This is a genomic window from Pseudomonas sp. RL_5y_Pfl2_73 (assembly GCF_963970515.1).
Classification (GTDB): Bacteria; Pseudomonadota; Gammaproteobacteria; order Pseudomonadales; family Pseudomonadaceae; genus Aquipseudomonas.
Map to the genome: position 1 here is coordinate 110,756 of NZ_CAXAPD010000012.1, position 16,340 is coordinate 127,095.

13 protein-coding genes are annotated in these 16,340 nt (G+C 60.8%); 8 read left to right on the forward strand and 5 right to left on the reverse strand.

Annotated features, from left to right (window positions below; translation table 11 throughout):
* The first annotated feature begins 124 nt into the window (after positions 1–124).
* From AACY42_RS14065 to AACY42_RS14075, 3 genes are all read left to right on the forward strand, one after another.
* Complete coding sequence (locus AACY42_RS14065; protein ID WP_339480095.1) at positions 125–874, forward strand: hypothetical protein; 750 nt, start codon at positions 125–127, stop codon at positions 872–874.
* A gap of 108 nt (positions 875–982) precedes the next feature.
* Positions 983–1,768, forward strand: coding sequence for a sulfite exporter TauE/SafE family protein (locus AACY42_RS14070; protein WP_339480097.1), 786 nt, complete (start codon positions 983–985; stop codon positions 1,766–1,768).
* A 289-nt stretch (positions 1,769–2,057) separates the two neighbouring features.
* Positions 2,058–2,606: a DUF4174 domain-containing protein gene (locus AACY42_RS14075; protein WP_339480099.1), complete on the forward strand. Its 549-nt coding sequence runs from the start codon at positions 2,058–2,060 to the stop codon at positions 2,604–2,606.
* Between the two features lie 232 nt (positions 2,607–2,838).
* Here the strand turns inward: AACY42_RS14075 and ampC are convergent, their stop codons facing one another.
* Positions 2,839–3,987, reverse strand: a complete 1,149-nt coding sequence (ampC, locus tag AACY42_RS14080) for a class C beta-lactamase (RefSeq protein ID WP_339480101.1) — start codon at positions 3,985–3,987, stop codon at positions 2,839–2,841.
* Between the two features lie 271 nt (positions 3,988–4,258).
* Between ampC and AACY42_RS14085 the strand changes: the two genes are divergently transcribed.
* Together AACY42_RS14085 and AACY42_RS14090 are read left to right on the forward strand one after the other, a co-directional pair.
* Positions 4,259–5,137: a Dyp-type peroxidase gene (locus tag AACY42_RS14085; RefSeq protein ID WP_339480104.1), complete on the forward strand. Its 879-nt coding sequence runs from the start codon at positions 4,259–4,261 to the stop codon at positions 5,135–5,137.
* A 78-nt stretch (positions 5,138–5,215) separates the two neighbouring features.
* Positions 5,216–5,962, forward strand: coding sequence for an SDR family oxidoreductase (locus AACY42_RS14090; RefSeq protein WP_339480105.1), 747 nt, complete (start codon positions 5,216–5,218; stop codon positions 5,960–5,962).
* A 150-nt stretch (positions 5,963–6,112) separates the two neighbouring features.
* Here AACY42_RS14090 and mapR read toward each other — a convergent pair whose 3' ends face one another.
* The 3 genes from mapR to AACY42_RS14105 form a co-directional block, all read right to left on the reverse strand.
* Positions 6,113–7,522, reverse strand: coding sequence for a GntR family transcriptional regulator MpaR (gene mapR / locus AACY42_RS14095; protein ID WP_339480108.1), 1,410 nt, complete (start codon positions 7,520–7,522; stop codon positions 6,113–6,115).
* A 99-nt stretch (positions 7,523–7,621) separates the two neighbouring features.
* Complete coding sequence (gene ccoG / locus AACY42_RS14100; protein WP_339480110.1) at positions 7,622–9,034, reverse strand: cytochrome c oxidase accessory protein CcoG; 1,413 nt, start codon at positions 9,032–9,034, stop codon at positions 7,622–7,624.
* Positions 9,035–9,353: 319 nt separating this feature from the next.
* Positions 9,354–9,590, reverse strand: a complete 237-nt coding sequence (locus AACY42_RS14105; protein WP_339480112.1) for a DUF3203 family protein — start codon at positions 9,588–9,590, stop codon at positions 9,354–9,356.
* A gap of 135 nt (positions 9,591–9,725) precedes the next feature.
* Between AACY42_RS14105 and AACY42_RS14110 the strand changes: the two genes are divergently transcribed.
* Entirely contained in the window at positions 9,726–10,226 is a 501-nt protein-coding gene (locus AACY42_RS14110; RefSeq protein WP_339480113.1) for an MgtC/SapB family protein, read from the forward strand.
* A 152-nt stretch (positions 10,227–10,378) separates the two neighbouring features.
* On the opposite strand, the gene AACY42_RS14115 is transcribed toward AACY42_RS14110, so the two are convergent.
* Positions 10,379–10,543, reverse strand: coding sequence for a hypothetical protein (locus AACY42_RS14115; RefSeq protein ID WP_339480114.1), 165 nt, complete (start codon positions 10,541–10,543; stop codon positions 10,379–10,381).
* Between the two features lie 211 nt (positions 10,544–10,754).
* Between AACY42_RS14115 and AACY42_RS14120 the strand changes: the two genes are divergently transcribed.
* Together AACY42_RS14120 and treS are read left to right on the forward strand one after the other, a co-directional pair.
* The gene (locus tag AACY42_RS14120; protein ID WP_339480116.1) at positions 10,755–12,752 is read left to right on the forward strand and encodes an alpha-1,4-glucan--maltose-1-phosphate maltosyltransferase; all 1,998 of its coding nucleotides are present in this window, start codon (positions 10,755–10,757) and stop codon (positions 12,750–12,752) included.
* A gap of 243 nt (positions 12,753–12,995) precedes the next feature.
* Positions 12,996–16,340 (forward strand): maltose alpha-D-glucosyltransferase, encoded by a 3,345-nt coding sequence (gene treS, locus AACY42_RS14125; RefSeq protein WP_339480118.1) that lies wholly within the window; start codon positions 12,996–12,998, stop codon positions 16,338–16,340.

Sequence of the window (16,340 nt, forward strand, 5' to 3'; positions counted from 1 at the left end):
GGTTGAGGCGTTGCTGGAGATTGAGGGTGTTCTCCAGGTATTGCACTTTTGTGATTTTTTCCGCTCTATCCATGGCCAGGAAGCGACGACCCCCATCGCTTCCCCATGCCCAGACCGAGACTCGATGGCCGGTGTTTTTTATTCTGTGACGAGATTGCGCCGCTGCTGCCTGGCATTGTTGGTCGGTGTGTCGATGCTGTTCAGCGGTGGCTGCAGTCATCAGCAGGGGCAGGACATGGTCACGCAGTTCAGCAACGCCAAGCCCCAGGAGTTCTTGCAGACCAGCGTCGATCGCATGGCCACGTTGTCGATGCATGACAACCTGCAAAGCCTCTATCTGCTGATGAGCAAGCTGTACCTGCGCAACCCCGAGGAACTGCGCAAGTCCGGTTTTCTTGACGCCCGCACCGCGGAAAAACAGGTGCGCATGGCCATTGAGCAGCAACAGCCCTTGCCGACCCTGGGCGGCAAGAAGGACTTGGCGGCCCTGAGCTATGCCATGAGCCCGGAATTTCTCGGTGATCGGGTTGGGGCGTTCATCTACGCCATCGGCAGCATGCTGGTCACCGCTCACGGCAATCGCCTGGAGTTCTACATGACCGACACCATCGACCCGCGTTTTGTCAGCAACGCGGCGCGCAATATCGAAAAAGCCACTTGGCTGCTGAGCCAGCGGCAGGACAAGGACGGCAAGCTGTTGCTGTTTTCCAATGAGATTTCGGAGGAGGGCAGCAATCTGAGTTTCGCCGTGGAGTTCGGAAAAATCGTCGCACGATTGGACCTGCTGACCCAGATGCTCGACGAGCGCTACCGGCGGATTGGCTTGAATTACGCCCAGAGCCTGCTGTTCCTCAACTTCCTGCCGGTCCAATGAAATGGCGAGGAAGGCATAAAGATAGATCATATTGATATAGGGAGGTTATAAGAAAAATCGCTATGCTCGCGGCCAGATTTTTCACGCGGTCGTACTGAGACGGGTTTAATGGATTTCGGTAATGTCGGTTTAGTCGTTGCAGGCTTGGTGGTCGGCTTCATCGTTGGGATGACCGGCGTGGGCGGTGGTTCGCTGATGACCCCGATCCTGCTGTGGTTTGGTATCAATCCTGCGACGGCGGTAGGTACGGACCTGCTGTACGCGGCCATTACCAAGTCTGGCGGTGTCCTGGTGCATGCCAAAAACCGCAACATCGACTGGGCGATCACCGGCTGGTTGACGTTGGGCAGCGTGCCGGCTGTCGGCTTGACGCTGTGGTTCCTCAGCAGCCTGCACAGCTCCCCCGACGCCATGAACGCGGTGATCAAGCAAGCCTTGGGCTTTGTGTTGTTCGTCACCGCCCTGGCGATCCTGTTCAAGAAGCGTCTGCTGCAATTCGCTCATGACCGCGCAGGCGGCCATTACAATCCCACCGGTGTGCGACTCAATGTGCTGACAGTCATCACGGGCCTCGTGCTGGGTACGATGGTCGCCTTGACCTCGATAGGCGCTGGCGCTTTGGGCACCGTCGCACTGTTCATCCTTTATCCGTTCCTGGTCACCAAGCGCCTGGTGGGCACCGAGATCGCCCACGCCGTGCCGCTGACCCTGGTGGCTGGCCTGGGTCATGCGAGCATGGGCAACATGGACTGGCACATCCTGGGCTTGCTGTTGATCGGTTCGTTGCCGGGGATCTACCTGGGCAGTCATTTGTCGGGACGCATCTCCGACGAACTGCTGCGCCCGTGCCTGGCGGTGATGCTGGCGATGATCGGGTTCAAGCTGGCGTTCTAGCACTGACACCCAGATCCATTGTGGGGCTTGCTCGCCAAAGCGCTGTGGCAGTCGATGAACATGTTGCTGTCACGCCGCCTTCGCGAGCAAGCCCGCTCCCACACTCGTTTGCGGTGATTGTACTTTTAGCGCTCAGACCCCTTCCTCCTGCATGTGTTGGCTACCATGGTTGCGCAATGACCCCCCTGGCCTAAGCTTCAAGTCAGGCTGGCGCAGTATTGAGCGACTCTCGCGGAACAATCGCCGCCCTGTGCAATCAGTACAGCGTAAATATCAAAAGGAGAGGCGCATGATCATTCGGTCGTTGACCTTCGCTACCTTGCTGGCCATCGCCGGTCCCCTGTTCGCTGCCGATGGCGACTCGCCCCTGTTGGCGGACACAGGCAAGTCACGTCCCCTTGTTGTCATCGCGCCCAGCACGGTCGACCCTGCCTGGGTGAGCCTGAAAAAGGCCTTGGATGAGCCGGCAGGCAAGCAGGGCTTTTCCGAGCGCAACATGGTGCTCTATACCGTGCTCAATACCATTGGGCAGCGCGATGGCAAAGATCTGGACCCACAAAGCACCATGGCGTTGATACGCTCGCTCAAGCTGGGAGCCGGGGCACAGACCAAGATTATCCTGGTGGGTAAGGATGGGGAGAAAAAGCTTGAGCATTCCGGGGCGATCGGCTTGAAAGACATCTTCGATACTGTCGATAAATTGCCTTCGGCAGAAAAAGAGGCGGCAGCCCCGACACCTCCTCCTGCGCCGGAGCCCGCACCGGCCAAGGATGCGAAAGGCACCAAGCCTGGCAAGGCAGTCAAGCCGGCGGCTGCGCCGAAGCCGTTGGATGATTGATTTCCAGTCACGACAAAGCCCCTGCGGCGAGGGCGCTTGCGTCCGTAGAAGCGCTGTAGGAGCGCTGTAGGAACTCTGTAGGAGCGCTGTAGGAGCTGACGAGTGCAACGAGGCTGCGATCTTGCCCCAGGCAATTGAGTCTGAAGCGAAAGATCAAAAGATCAAAAGATCGTCCGAACACGGCCCCAAGCCTTCGGCAGCTCCTACAGGCCCAGCGGGCTCGACGCCCTCGCTATTGACCATCCAACGCCATCAGGATCCGATGCGCCGCTTTCACCCGTTCCTCGATCGGGTAGTTCCTGTTGGCAAGCATGACGATCCCCATGTCCTTTCCGGGCACGAACGCCGCGTACGCGCCGAAACCGTTGGTAGATCCTGTCTTGTTGACCCAGGCACCGTCCGGCGCTGGGCGGGTAGGGTTCAGAGGTTCGACTTTTTGTGGGATCAGGGCCATTTGCGGTGTGTTGCCAGCGAGCAGGTCATCCAACGTGAACGGGGCAGGGTAGAACTCCCAACCCAGGCCCTGATTCATCCCGCCAACCCTGTAAAAACCTGTATGTGTCGTGGCAATCGCTTGCTTCAGATCCGCGTCCAGTTTTTCAGGTCGCAGGTTGGCCTCGAGGAAACGCATCAGGTCCGATGAGCTGGTTTTCACCCCATAAGCCTCGGAATCCAAGGCACCCGGCCCGACCCGGACGGGCTTGCCGTCTTTTGCATAGCCTTGGGCGTATCGGCCCAACTGATCCTGTGGCACCCGGACATAGCTGTGCTTGAGGCCCAGCCCTGGCATCAGCGTGCGCTCCATCACTTCGTCAAATGGCCGCCCCATGCTGCGGGCTGCCAGATAGCCGAACAGGCCGATGCTTGGGTTTGAATAGAGCCGCTGGGTGCCGGCCGGGTAGAGCGGCTTCCAGGTCGTGTAGTAACTGAACATCCGGTCCGGATGATCCGTCTCGGCGGGGAATTGCAACGGCAGGCCTCCGGCGGTATAGGTGGCGAGGTTGAGCAGGCTCAAGCCCTCGAAGGCGCTACCGCGTAGCTCGGGGGCGAGGCGACTGGCCGGCTCCGCCAGGGACAGCTTGCCCTGGGCCTGGGCATAGGCACCGAGGGTGGCGGTGAAAGTCTTGCTGATCGAGCCGATTTCGAAGAGAGTCTGGTCGGTGACCGGTGTTTTCGTGTCCTTGGAGGCCACGCCGTAGTTGAAGTAGTGGCGTTGACCGTTGTAGGTGATCGCCACGGCCATGCCGGCGATCTCCTGTTGCTGCATCAAGGGCAGGATCGTGCCATTGACGGCGTCTTTAATACGATCCTGGGCAAAGCCCGGAGCCGCCCCGCAGACCAGGAAAAAAGTGCCTGCAAGTATCGATTTAGCCATGTGCATGTTGGACCGTCTCCTTGGGTGGCGGTGGTTCAAGCCGCTCTGCATCCAGCAACTTTCGATGCCTGAGTGCATTTTGGGGTGGTCAATCTAGGAGATTTTCGGTTGCTCGGCAATCGGTGCGCATCCGGCTCAAGGGCGGTTCGGAGTCGTCCGACGGGGCCGCAGCAGTGTGCCGACGCAAATCTTGGGCCGCCGGCTTTCGGTGGCGTATGGCAAACCACACAAACCCGTGGCTGCCGGGTAAACTTGCGCTCTTTCTAAAGGAGTTCATATGAGTGACTACCAGCCCGGCATTCTCGCCACCCCTGTTCCACCTCAGGCCCGTCATTTGTTTTTTGCCCTGGAATCGGTCGAGGCACTGCCGGCTGCGATAGACAAACTCCTGTTGCTGGTCGATGGGCGGGCCGTGGTCGGCTTTGGTGAATCACTGGTCCAGGCGCTGGGCGCCCAGGTCGAAGGCCTGCGGGCCTTTCCTGCATTGGCCGGCGTGGGCGTGGATAACCCCTCGACCCAACACGCACTGTGGTGCTGGCTGCACGGCGAAGACCGCGGCGAGCTGATGCACCGCAGTCGCACCATCGAGGCGGCGTTGGCCCCGGCGCTGCGCCTGGTGCAGATGAACGAAGCCTTCCGCCATAGGGCCGGCCATGACCTGACCGGCTACGAAGATGGCACCGAAAACCCTCACGACGAAGCGGCCATCGCCGCCGCCCTGGTCCAGGGCGCCGACGGGGTGCGCGGTGGCAGTTTCGCCGCGATCCAGCAATGGCAGCACGATCTGGACGGCTTCGCGGCGATGCAACCCCATGAGCGCGACAACATCATGGGCCGTCGCCTGAGCGACAACGAAGAAATCGACGATGCGCCGGCGTCGGCCCACGTCAAACGCACCGCCCAGGAAAGCTTCGCCCCGGAGGCGTTCGTGGTACGTCGCTCCATGCCCTGGATCGAAGGCGACCGTGCAGGGCTGATGTTCCTGGCGTTCGGTTTCTCCCTCGATGCCTTCGAGGCACAACTGCGCCGCATGAGTGGCCTGGAAGACGGCATCACCGATGGCCTCTATCGCATGAGTCGGCCAATCACCGGCGGCTATTACTGGTGCCCGCCGCAGTTGGACGGACGCCTGGATCTGCGTGCCCTGGCCCGGTAAACGCAGCGGTTTGTGCAAAGCGTGACGTGAACGCTATTCTTGGGATGGACGTCTATCCGTGGAATGGGGGAAGCAAGCGTGGATAAAGTCATCGTCATCACCGGTGGCGGCCGCGGAATCGGGGCGGCCACCGCGCTGTTGGCTGCCGAGTTGGGCTATCGGATCTGCATCAATTTCCAGTCCGATGAGAGTGCCGCGCAGGAGGTGCTTGAACAGGTCCGGGCCAAGGGGGCGCAGGCGATTGCCGTGCGGGCCGACGTGAGCATCGAAGACGAAGTGATCGGCCTGTTCGACCGGGTGGACGCCGAGCTGGGCCGTGTCACCGCCCTGGTGAACAACGCCGGCACGGTGGCCCAGAAGTCCCGGCTCGATGAAATGTCCGAATTCCGCATTCTCAAGATCCTAAAGACCAACGTGCTGGGGCCGATTCTTTGCGCCAAGCACGCGGTGCTGCGCATGTCGCCCAGGCATGGCGGGCAGGGCGGCAGCATCGTCAACGTCTCGTCGGTGGCCGCGCGCCTGGGTGCACCGGGGGAGTACGTCGATTATGCGGCCTCCAAGGGCGCGCTGGACACCTTCACCATCGGCCTGTCCAAGGAAGTGGCCGGCGAAGGCATCCGTGTCAACGCGGTGCGCCCCGGCTACATCTACACCGATTTCCATGCCCTGAGTGGCGACCCGGGCCGGGTCAGCAAGCTGGAGTCAGCGATCCCCATGGCCCGGGGCGGTCGTCCGGATGAAGTGGCCGAAGCGATTATCTGGCTGTTGTCGGACAAGGCTTCGTATGCGACCGGGACGTTTGTGGATTTGGGGGGCGGGCGCTGAGTCCTGGAATATGGGGCGCCTGTTCTGCCGCCATTGCGAGCAGGCTCGCTCCCACATGAGATCTGCTGAGTACCTGAGATATTCGTCTCTCTGCAAACCCACTGTGGGAGCGAACCTGCTCGCGATGGGGCAATAACAGCGCACTCCCTATCAAAACGACCGAATAATCCGCCCCAACGTCTCCATGGCTTTTTCCGACACCTCGGTCCACGGGCTGCCATAGTTCAAGCGGATGCAATTCCTGAAACGCCGGGTCGGTGAAAAGATCGGTCCCGGCGCGATGCTGATGCCCTGGGCCAGAGCCATCTGGAACAGTTTCAGCGAATCCATCTGCTGCGGCAGCTCCAACCACAGGAAGTAACCGCCCGCCGGCTGGCTGACCCGGGTCTGGGCCGGAAAATAGCGGGCGATGGCGGCGAGCATCGCGCTTTGCTGTTCTTCCAGGGCATAGCGCAGTTTGCGCAGGTGACGGTCGTAGCCGCCGTGTTGCAGGTAGTCGGCGATGGCGGCTTGGGCCGGCATCGAGGCGCACAGCGAGGTCATGAGCTTGAGCCGTTCGATCTTTTGCGCGTAGCGCCCGGCGGCGACCCAGCCTATGCGATAACCCGGTGCCAGGCTCTTGGCGAACGAACCACAATGCATCACCAGACCTTCGGTGTCGAACGCCTTGGCAGGCTTGGGTGCTTGTTGGCTGTAATAGAGCTCGGCGTAGACGTCGTCCTCGATCAGTGGCACCTGATGGCGCCGCAGCAACTCTACCAGCGCCTGTTTGCGCTCCTCGGGCATGGTCGCGCCCATGGGGTTCTGGAAACTGGTCATGCACCAGCAGGCCTTGATCGGATGGCGCTCCAGTGTCTGCGCCAACACGTCCAGGTCGATGCCGTCGCGCGGGTGGACGGGAATCTCCACGGCCTTGAGCTTGAGTCGTTCCAGTACTTGCAGGCAGGCGTAGAACGCTGGTGCCTCGATCGCTACAAGATCGCCGGGCTCGGTCACGGCTTGCAGGCACAGGTTCAAGGCTTCCAGGGCGCCGTTGGTGATCAGCAGTTCCTCCATGGGCAGCATGAGCCCGCCGACCATGTAGCGCAGGGCGATCTGTCGGCGCAAGTGTGGATTGCCCGGCGACATGTCCGTGACCACCATTCGCGGGTCCATGTCCCGTGTTGCGCTGGACAGCGAACGGGACAGCCGTTGCAGTGGGAACAGCGTCGGGCTGGGGAATGCCGAGCCGAACGGTACGGTGGCTGGGTCCTTGATCGAGTCGAGGACTGAAAATACCAGCTCACTGACGTCGACTTCGGTGGACTCGTGCACCTGGCTGCTGATCGCCGGCTCGGAAAACGGGCTCGGCGCATGGCTGTTGACGAAGTAGCCGGAGCGCGGCCGGGCCCGGATCATGCCGCGTCGTTCCAGCAGGTAATAGGCTTGGAACACGGTGGACGGGCTGACACCGTAGGTCTGGCTGGCGTAGCGTACCGACGGCACGCGCTGACCTGGCCCCAGCATGCCCGAGCGGATCAGTTCAGCGATGTCGTCGGCAAATTTCTCGTAGCGTTTCATGGTGGGGCCCAGTCTTGAATGACGCGTGGTTTGCGCTTTTTTTACTGTGGGAGAGTCTGTGGGAGCAACGCTCTCCCACATGCCCGGCATCTTACGGGTTCAACGATTCATCGGTGAGACAAAACGGCTCTTGGCGACACTGTAGATGCCGGGCTCGTCACTGTCGGCGACCTTGAACGTCACTTCCTGAGAGCTTTTGCTCGGCCGTTCGCTGAGCATCGCCACTGACACCGGCACATCGACGATTTCCCCCGGGGCAAGGCTCAGTTGGGTCTTGCCTTGCAGGATGAAGCCGTTGCCGTCCACCAGCGACAGGTGATAGTCCTGGCGCTCCTGGGTCTTGTTGATGATTTTCAGGCTGTAGATGTTCTCGATCTGGCCTGCGCTGTTTTCGCGGAACAGGCCACGGTCCTTGCTGACGTCCAGCGACACCATGGGCCGTTGCATCAGTGCCACGACCAGCGTGCCGATCATCAGCAGCAGCACGGCGGTATAGCCGATCAGCCGAGGTCGTAGCAGGTGAGTTTTGCCGCCCTGCAACTGATGTTCGGAGGTGTACTTGATCAGGCCACGGGTGTAGCCCATCTTGTCCATGATCGAGTCGCAGGCATCGATGCAGGCCGCGCAGCCGATGCATTCCATTTGCAGGCCGTCGCGGATGTCGATGCCAGTGGGGCAGACCTGCACGCACATCTGGCAGTCGATGCAGTCGCCCAGGCCAATATTGGCCGGATTTGCCTCGCGTTTGCGTGGGCCGCGGATTTCACCACGGGCCGCATCGTAGGAAATAGTCAGCGTGTCCTTGTCGAACATCACGCTCTGAAAGCGTGCATAGGGGCACATATGCATGCACACCGCTTCACGCAGCCAGCCGGCGTTGAGGTAGGTGGCTGCGGTAAAGAAGAGCACCCAGAACAAGCTCACGCCGGCCATTTGCAGGGTCAGCAGCTCTTCGGCCAAGGGACGGATCGGCGTGAAGTACCCCACGAACGTCAGGCCGGTGAGCAGACTGATGGCCAACCACAAGGTGTGCTTGGCGCTGCGGCGCAAGAGTTTGTTCAGGCCCCAGGGCGCGGCCTGCAGCTTGATCCGCTGGTTGCGTTCGCCTTCGGTGATTTTCTCGCACCACATGAAGATCCAGGTCCAGGAGCTCTGCGGGCAGGTGTATCCGCACCACACGCGACCGGCAAATACGGTGATCGCGAACAGACCGAAGGCGGCGATGATCAGCAGGGCCGACAGCAGGATGAAATCCTGCGGCCAGAAGGTCGCGCCAAAGATGTGGAATTTACTTTCGGATAGGTCCCAGAGCACCGCCTGGCGGCCGCCCCAGTTCAACCACACCGTGCCGAAGAACAGCAGAAACAGAACCCCCGCACCGCTGATGCGCAGGGTACGAAACAAACCGGTGAAGCTGCGGGTGTGGATCAGGTTGTCGGTGCTCCTGGCCTTTATCTTCGTTGGCGCAGGTTCGAATGTCTGTATCAACTGGACGGGGATTCTATCGCTCATGGTCGGTCGCTCATCAGCCTCTATCTGGCCGGCGCACTATGACCATGGAACTGTTTGCATAACAGACTCAGGTGTTTCGATAAAAACCGGATCAGATGTCGCGAAGCCCAGTCGCTGCGACACTTTGATGCACCCATGGTTGAACAAACAACACTCCGTGGCGAGGGCGCTTGCTCCCGCTGGGTTGTAGGAGCTGTCGAGTGCAACGAGGCTGCGATCTGTCCACTGACAATTGAGTCGAGAGTAAAAGATCAAGATCAAAAGATCGCAGGCTTCGCCAGCTCCTACAGCGCCCTCGCCACGGGGCCGGCGGTGGGGCTCAGATCGCCGAACCGCTGTCGCTGGCCTTCAGGTGCTTGCGTCCGTCGACTGCGCCGGCCACGGTCAGTGCATCGGCCTCGGCCTCGGTGATGTAGACCCGGCCGCCATTGAGCTCCACGACTGACATGGCCTTGTTCGGGTCAGTGATGATGGTCAGCTCGTTGGCGGGGCGCTGTTCGGGGCCGTTGGGGGTTTCGAAATGGCAGGTCTGGTTGTCATCGATACGGACAGTCATGGTGTTCCTCCTTTTGGGGTCATGAACGTTAGGTCTCACGGCCAAGCCAGGGTTCGTTGCGGCTGATCAGCGGTCAGGTGCACCTCTGGCGCCGCCTGTGGTCCATCGTTTATCGACTGAAAAAGAGGACGGTCCATGGACGCCTGGTGGCATGAAGTCTGGGTAACCCTGCTGGCGGAATTCGCCGACATCACCGATGCCCAGCAGGTGACCCAGGTCACGGTGCGCCTGGTCATGGCCGCACTGCTCGGCGGTATCCTGGGTTTCGAGCGCGAACACAAGGGCAAGGCTGCCGGCGTGCGGACCCACATGCTCGTGGCCCTGGGGGCGGCGCTGTTCGTATTGGTGCCACAAATGTCCGGGTCCGAGGCTGACGCGATGAGCCGGGTGATACAAGGCGTGGTCGCTGGCATCGGTTTTCTCGGTGCCGGCACCATCCTGAAAAACAACGACGGCGACGAAGGCCACGTCAAGGGCCTGACCACGGCGGCCGGCCTCTGGATGACCGCTGCCATTGGCGTCGCCGCCGGGTTGGGGCGGGAGGCGACGGCGTTGCTCAGTACGGTGCTGGCGCTGGCGATCTTCAGTGTGATGCCGGTGATCGTCCGGGCGTTGGAGAAGGGCGACAAGCCGTGACGCAGTTATGAGCCTGCAAACACAACCTGTGGGAGCGGGCTTGCTCGCGAAGGCGGCGTGACAAGCCATATGTTCATCGAGTGACACACCGCTTTCGCGAGCAAGCCCGCACAGGTTTTTCGTCATCCAGCTTCTTTGTTACTACGCTTGAATCAAACCCGCTCCGGCGGCGCCTCGCTCGGCGGGTCACCCAGCGGCGGTTGTGGGTCGGGTGGCGGGTCTTTCTCTGGAATAGGCTCGGGATCAGGGCCGGGCGGGGGCAAGTTGGGGACGTCGATGTTCGGATCGGGTGTTTCGGCCGGGATGGGAATATTCATCGAGACAGGTCTCCGTGGCGCACATGGCTTGAGTCGTGCTTATTGTTGTTGACCGCCTCGCACCGGCTTTGATCCCCGGAATGCATCGGGGCAAATCCCTCTGAACTTTTAGCTGCTGATTCGGTTCGGAGTTTAAGTGAGTTTTTTCAGGGACCCGTTGGGCCTTTACCGCCACAAGCGCGTCCATGGGGCGTAAAAGGAGCGATGCTCGATGACTGCCGAACATTCGACTGAACTGGTCTGCAACCCGCATTTTCCGGTGTCCCAAGCCTTACTGTTGCCGCGTATTGCTATTGAAAACACCATGCCGGTGATCGACGCTGGAGAATTCGCCGCCAAGGCCGTGGCTGGGCAGGACGTGGCAGTGACCAGCAAAGTCTTCGCCGATGGTCACGACAAGCTGGCCGTGCGCATTCGCTGGCGTGCGCTGCAGGACGATGTGTGGAACAGCGAGGTCATGAGTGACTTGGGTAACAACGGCTGGCGCGGCCAGTTCAATGTGCCGGAACAAGGCCGCTATGTGTTTTGTATCGAAGCCTGGATCGATCAGTTCGCCAGTTTTTGCTACGAGCTGGAGAAGAAATTCGGTGCAGGGGTGCCGATCAGCCTGGAGTTGCAAGAAGGGCGCAACCAAGTGCAAATGGCCGTCGAGCGCAGCACGGGTGAACTGAGCGAGCAACTGGCGGCCTTGCACCATGAGCTCTCCGGCCTGTTGCCGACCGAGCAGGTGGCGCTGTTCCTGGCCGCGCGCAGTGCCGATTTGATGTCCCGGGCCGATCATCGCCCATACTTGAGCGTCAGCCCCGAGTACCCGCTGGATGTGGAGCGCAAGCTGTCCGAGTTTGCCAGCTGGTATGAGCTGTTTCCCCGCTCGATCACTGACGATCCCCAGCGCCACGGTACTTTCAACGACGTGCATTCGCGCCTGGCGGTGATCCAGGACATGGGCTTCGACGTGCTGTACTTCCCGCCGATCCACCCCATCGGTCGCAGTTTCCGCAAAGGTCCGAACAATTCCCTCACTGCCGCTCCGGACGACCCGGGCAGCCCGTATGCCATTGGCAGCGAGGAGGGTGGGCACGAGGCCATTCACTCGCAATTGGGTAGCCGCGAGGACTTCCGGCGCCTGGTGGCGGCGGCCGCTGACCACGGCCTGGAGATCGCCCTGGACTTCGCGATCCAATGTTCCCAAGACCACCCCTGGCTCAAGCAGCACCCAGGCTGGTTCAACTGGCGGCCGGACGGCACGATCAAATATGCGGAAAACCCGCCGAAGAAGTACCAGGACATCGTCAATGTTGATTTCTACGCGGCCGATGCGATTCCCAGCCTGTGGACGGAGCTGCGGGACATCGTGGTGGGCTGGGTCAAGGAGGGCGTGAAGATATTCCGCGTCGACAACCCCCACACCAAGCCACTGCCGTTCTGGCAATGGCTGATCGCCGATGTCCGGGCTCAATACCCTGAAGTGATCTTCCTGGCTGAAGCGTTCACCACGCCGGCCATGATGGCGCGACTGGGCAAGGTCGGTTATTCCCAGAGTTACACTTATTTCACCTGGCGCAACACCAAGGCTGAGTTGGCGACTTACTTCAGCGAACTCAATGAGTCGCCGTGGCGTGAATGCTACCGGCCGAATTTTTTCGTCAACACGCCAGACATCAATCCGGCCTTTCTCCATGACTCGGGGCGCCCGGGCTTCTTGATCCGTGCGGCCCTGGCAACCATGGGCTCAGGTCTGTGGGGCATGTATTCGGGCTTCGAACTGTGCGAATCGGCACCGGTGCCGGGCAAGGAGGAATACCTCGATTCGGAGAAGTACGAGATCCGCCCCCGGGACTTCACCGCGCCGGGCAACATCGTTGCCGAGATCGCCCAGCTCAACCGTATTCGCCGGCAGAACCCGGCGCTGCAAACCCACCTGGGCCTGAAAATCTACAACGCCTGGAACGACAACATTCTCTATTTCGGCAAGCGCACCGCCGACGGCAGCAATTTCATTCTGGTGGCGGTGAGCCTCGATCCGCACAACCCGCAGCAAGCCAGTTTTGAGTTGCCGCTGTGGGAGATGGGCCTGCCGGACGACGCCCAGACCCAGGGCGAGGATCTGATGAATGGACATCGTTGGAGCTGGTACGGCAAGTACCAGTTCATGCGGATTGACCCGGCGTACCAGCCGTTCGGGATTTGGCGGATCAGCGTAGCGTGATGCGCACTCCCACAGGCTCTGCGTAAGAATATGTAGGAGCTGAGTAGGAGCTGTCGAGTGCAACGAGGCTGCGATCTTTCCAAAGACACTTGAGTCTCAAGCGAAAGATCAAAAGATCAAAAGATCAAAAGATCAAAAGATCGCAGGCTTCGCCAGCTCCTACAGGGGGATAAGGCCCCGCGCCACAAAAAGACCCCACAAGCCTGAATCCCGCGGCTTTATTGAATTCATCAGGAGTTGCAAATGGCGAAGAAACCACGGTCTGCCACCTTCATCAAAGATCCGCTCTGGTACAAGGACGCGGTGATTTACCAGGTCCACGTCAAATCCTATTTCGACTCTAATAACGACGGGATCGGTGACTTTCCGGGCCTGATCGAAAAGCTCGACTATATCGCCGACCTGGGCGTCAACACCATCTGGCTACTGCCGTTCTATCCTTCGCCCAGGCGTGACGACGGTTATGACATTGCCGAATACCGTGGCGTCAGCCCCGACTACGGCACCCTGGCCGATGCGCGGCGGTTCATTGCCGAAGCCCATAAGCGCAACCTGCGGGTGATCACCGAACTGGTCATCAACCACACCTCGGACCAGCACCCCTGGTTCCAGCGCGCGCGCAAGGCCAAGCCGGGCTCGAAGGCGCGGGACTTCTATGTCTGGTCCGATGACGACCACAAGTACGACGGCACGCGAATCATTTTCCTGGACACCGAAAAGTCCAACTGGACCTGGGATCCGGTGGCAGGCCAGTACTTCTGGCACCGCTTTTACTCCCATCAGCCCGACCTCAACTTCGATAACCCACAGGTCATCAAGGCCGTGTTGTCGGTGATGCGCTACTGGTTGGACATGGGCATCGACGGCCTGCGCCTGGACGCCATCCCGTACTTGATCGAGCGCGACGGCACCAACAACGAAAACCTGCCCGAGACCCATGACGTCCTGAAGTTGATCCGTGCCGAGATCGACGCCAACTACCCCGACCGCATGTTGCTGGCCGAAGCCAACCAGTGGCCGGAAGACACCCAGTTGTACTTCGGCGATGTCGATGCCCAAGGGATGAACGGTGACGAATGCCACATGGCCTTCCACTTCCCGTTGATGCCGCGCATGTACATGGCGCTGGCCCAGGAAGATCGCTTTCCTATCACCGACATCCTGCGCCAGACCCCGGAGATTCCCGCCAATTGCCAGTGGGCGATTTTCCTGCGCAACCACGATGAGTTGACCCTGGAGATGGTCACCGATAAGGAGCGTGACTACCTGTGGAACTACTACGCGGCCGACCGTCGGGCGCGTATCAACCTGGGCATTCGTCGGCGCCTGGCGCCGTTGGTGGAGCGCGACCGTCGTCGCGTCGAGCTGCTCAACAGCCTGCTGCTGTCGATGCCCGGCACGCCGACGCTGTACTACGGCGATGAAATCGGCATGGGCGACAATATTTACCTGGGCGACCGCGATGGCGTGCGTACACCGATGCAGTGGTCCATTGACCGCAACGGCGGTTTCTCCCGCGCCGACCCGGCCAGCCTGGTGCTACCGCCGATCATGGACCCGCAGTACGGCTACCAGTCGGTCAACGTCGAGACCCAGGCCGGCGACCCACACTCGTTGCTCAACTGGACCCGACGCATGCTGGCGGTGCGTAAGCAGTCCAAGGCCTTTGGCCGTGGCACGTTGAAGATGCTCTCGCCGAGCAACCGCCGGATCCTGGCCTATACCCGCGAATACACCGGGCCCGACGGCAAGCACGAGATCATCCTGTGTGTGGCCAACGTGTCCCGCAGCGCCCAGGCCGCCGAACTGGATTTGTCGGCCTACGCCGGCATGGTCCCGGTGGAGATGTTGGGCGGCAATGCTTTCCCACCCATCGGCCAGTTGAACTTTCTGCTGACCCTGGCGCCGTACGGCTTCTATTGGTTCGTCATGGCGGCAGAAAACCAGATGCCGAGCTGGCACGTGGAGCCGGCCCAGAGCTTGCCGGACTTCACCACGCTGGTGCTGAAGAAACGCCTGGAAGAATTGCTCGAAGCGCCATCGTGCACCACGTTGGAGCAAACCATCCTGCCGAACTGGCTGCAGAACCGGCGTTGGTTCGCCGGCAAGGACAGCGCGATCGAGAAGGTTGAGATTGTCTATGGCGTGCGCTTTGGTGATCCGCAGCACCCCGTGCTGCTCAGCGAAATCGATGTCACCAGCGGCGGTCAGACCCTGCGTTATCAGCTGCCGTTCGGTCTGCTTGCCGAAGACCAGGTCGGTGCGGCGCTGCCGCAGCAACTGGCGTTGTCGCGGGTGCGTCGGGTGCGTCAGGTGGGTTTGATCACCGATGCATTCAGCCTGGAAAACTTCGTGCGCACCGTACTGCACAGCATGCAGGCCGCTACGGTGCTGTCGTTCGCCGAAGGTGAGTTGCGCTTCGAACCCACCGAAGGCCTGGCCGCGCTGAACCTGGGCGACGAGCCAGAGGTGCGTTACCTGTCCGCCGAACAGTCCAACAGTTCGGTGGTAGTGGGCAGCAGCCTGGTGCTCAAGCTGATTCGCAAGGTCGCCTCGGGTGTGCACCCGGAACTGGAAATGAGCGCTTACCTGACCGCTGCCGGTTTCAGCAACATCTCACCGCTGCTGGGTTCGGTGGTTCGCCGTGACGCCCAGGGTGAAGATGCGCTGCTGATGATCGCCCAGGGCTATTTGAGCAATCAGGGCGATGCCTGGGAATGGACCCAGAACAACCTCGAACGCGCCTTGCGTGATGAGCTGGCGGACGCGGTGTCCGAGCAGGAGCAGCATTACAACGCCCTGGGCGAACTGAAGGATTTCGCCTGCATGTTCGGCCAGCGCCTGGGGGAAATGCACCAGGTATTGGCCCAGGTCACCGACGACCCGGACTTCGCACCTCAGGCTACCAACGCCAAGCAAGCCCAGGCCATTGGCAAGGACGTGGCCGCCCAAGTGGAAAACGCCTTGCGTCTGCTCAAGCAGAAGCAGGGTCAATTGAACCCCGCGGACCAGGCCATGGTCGCACGCTTGCTGAAGCACAAAAAAACTGTCCTGGCCCATGTCCAGGCACTGGCCGGCAAGGCTGAGGGAGGCTTGCGCATTCGTGTCCATGGTGATCTGCACCTGGGTCAGGTGCTGGTGATCAAGGGCGACGCCTACCTGATCGACTTCGAAGGTGAGCCGGCGCGACCATTGCATGAGCGACGGGGCAAGCACAGCCCCTATAAGGACGTCAGTGGCGTGCTGCGCTCCTTCGATTATGCGGCAGCCATGGCGATTCACTTGCACACCGTCGACAGCACGGCCGATGCCGATGCGGCGCGGCAACGGGTCGCCGATCGTTATTTGAAAGAGGCTCGCCAGGCATTTGTCGAGGCATATCGGCTGGCGGCAGCTAGTCTTGCCCATGAGTGGAAGGATGCTGAAGGCGAAGACGCCGCGCTGGCGTTGTTCGGCCTGGAGAAGGCGGCCTATGAAGTGGCCTATGAAGCCGAGAATCGCCCCGCCTGGCTGCCCGTGCCGTTGCACGGTCTGGTCGGGCTGTTGAGTGGGCTGCAACCCTTTTCCGACATAGCCGGACCGATTTAG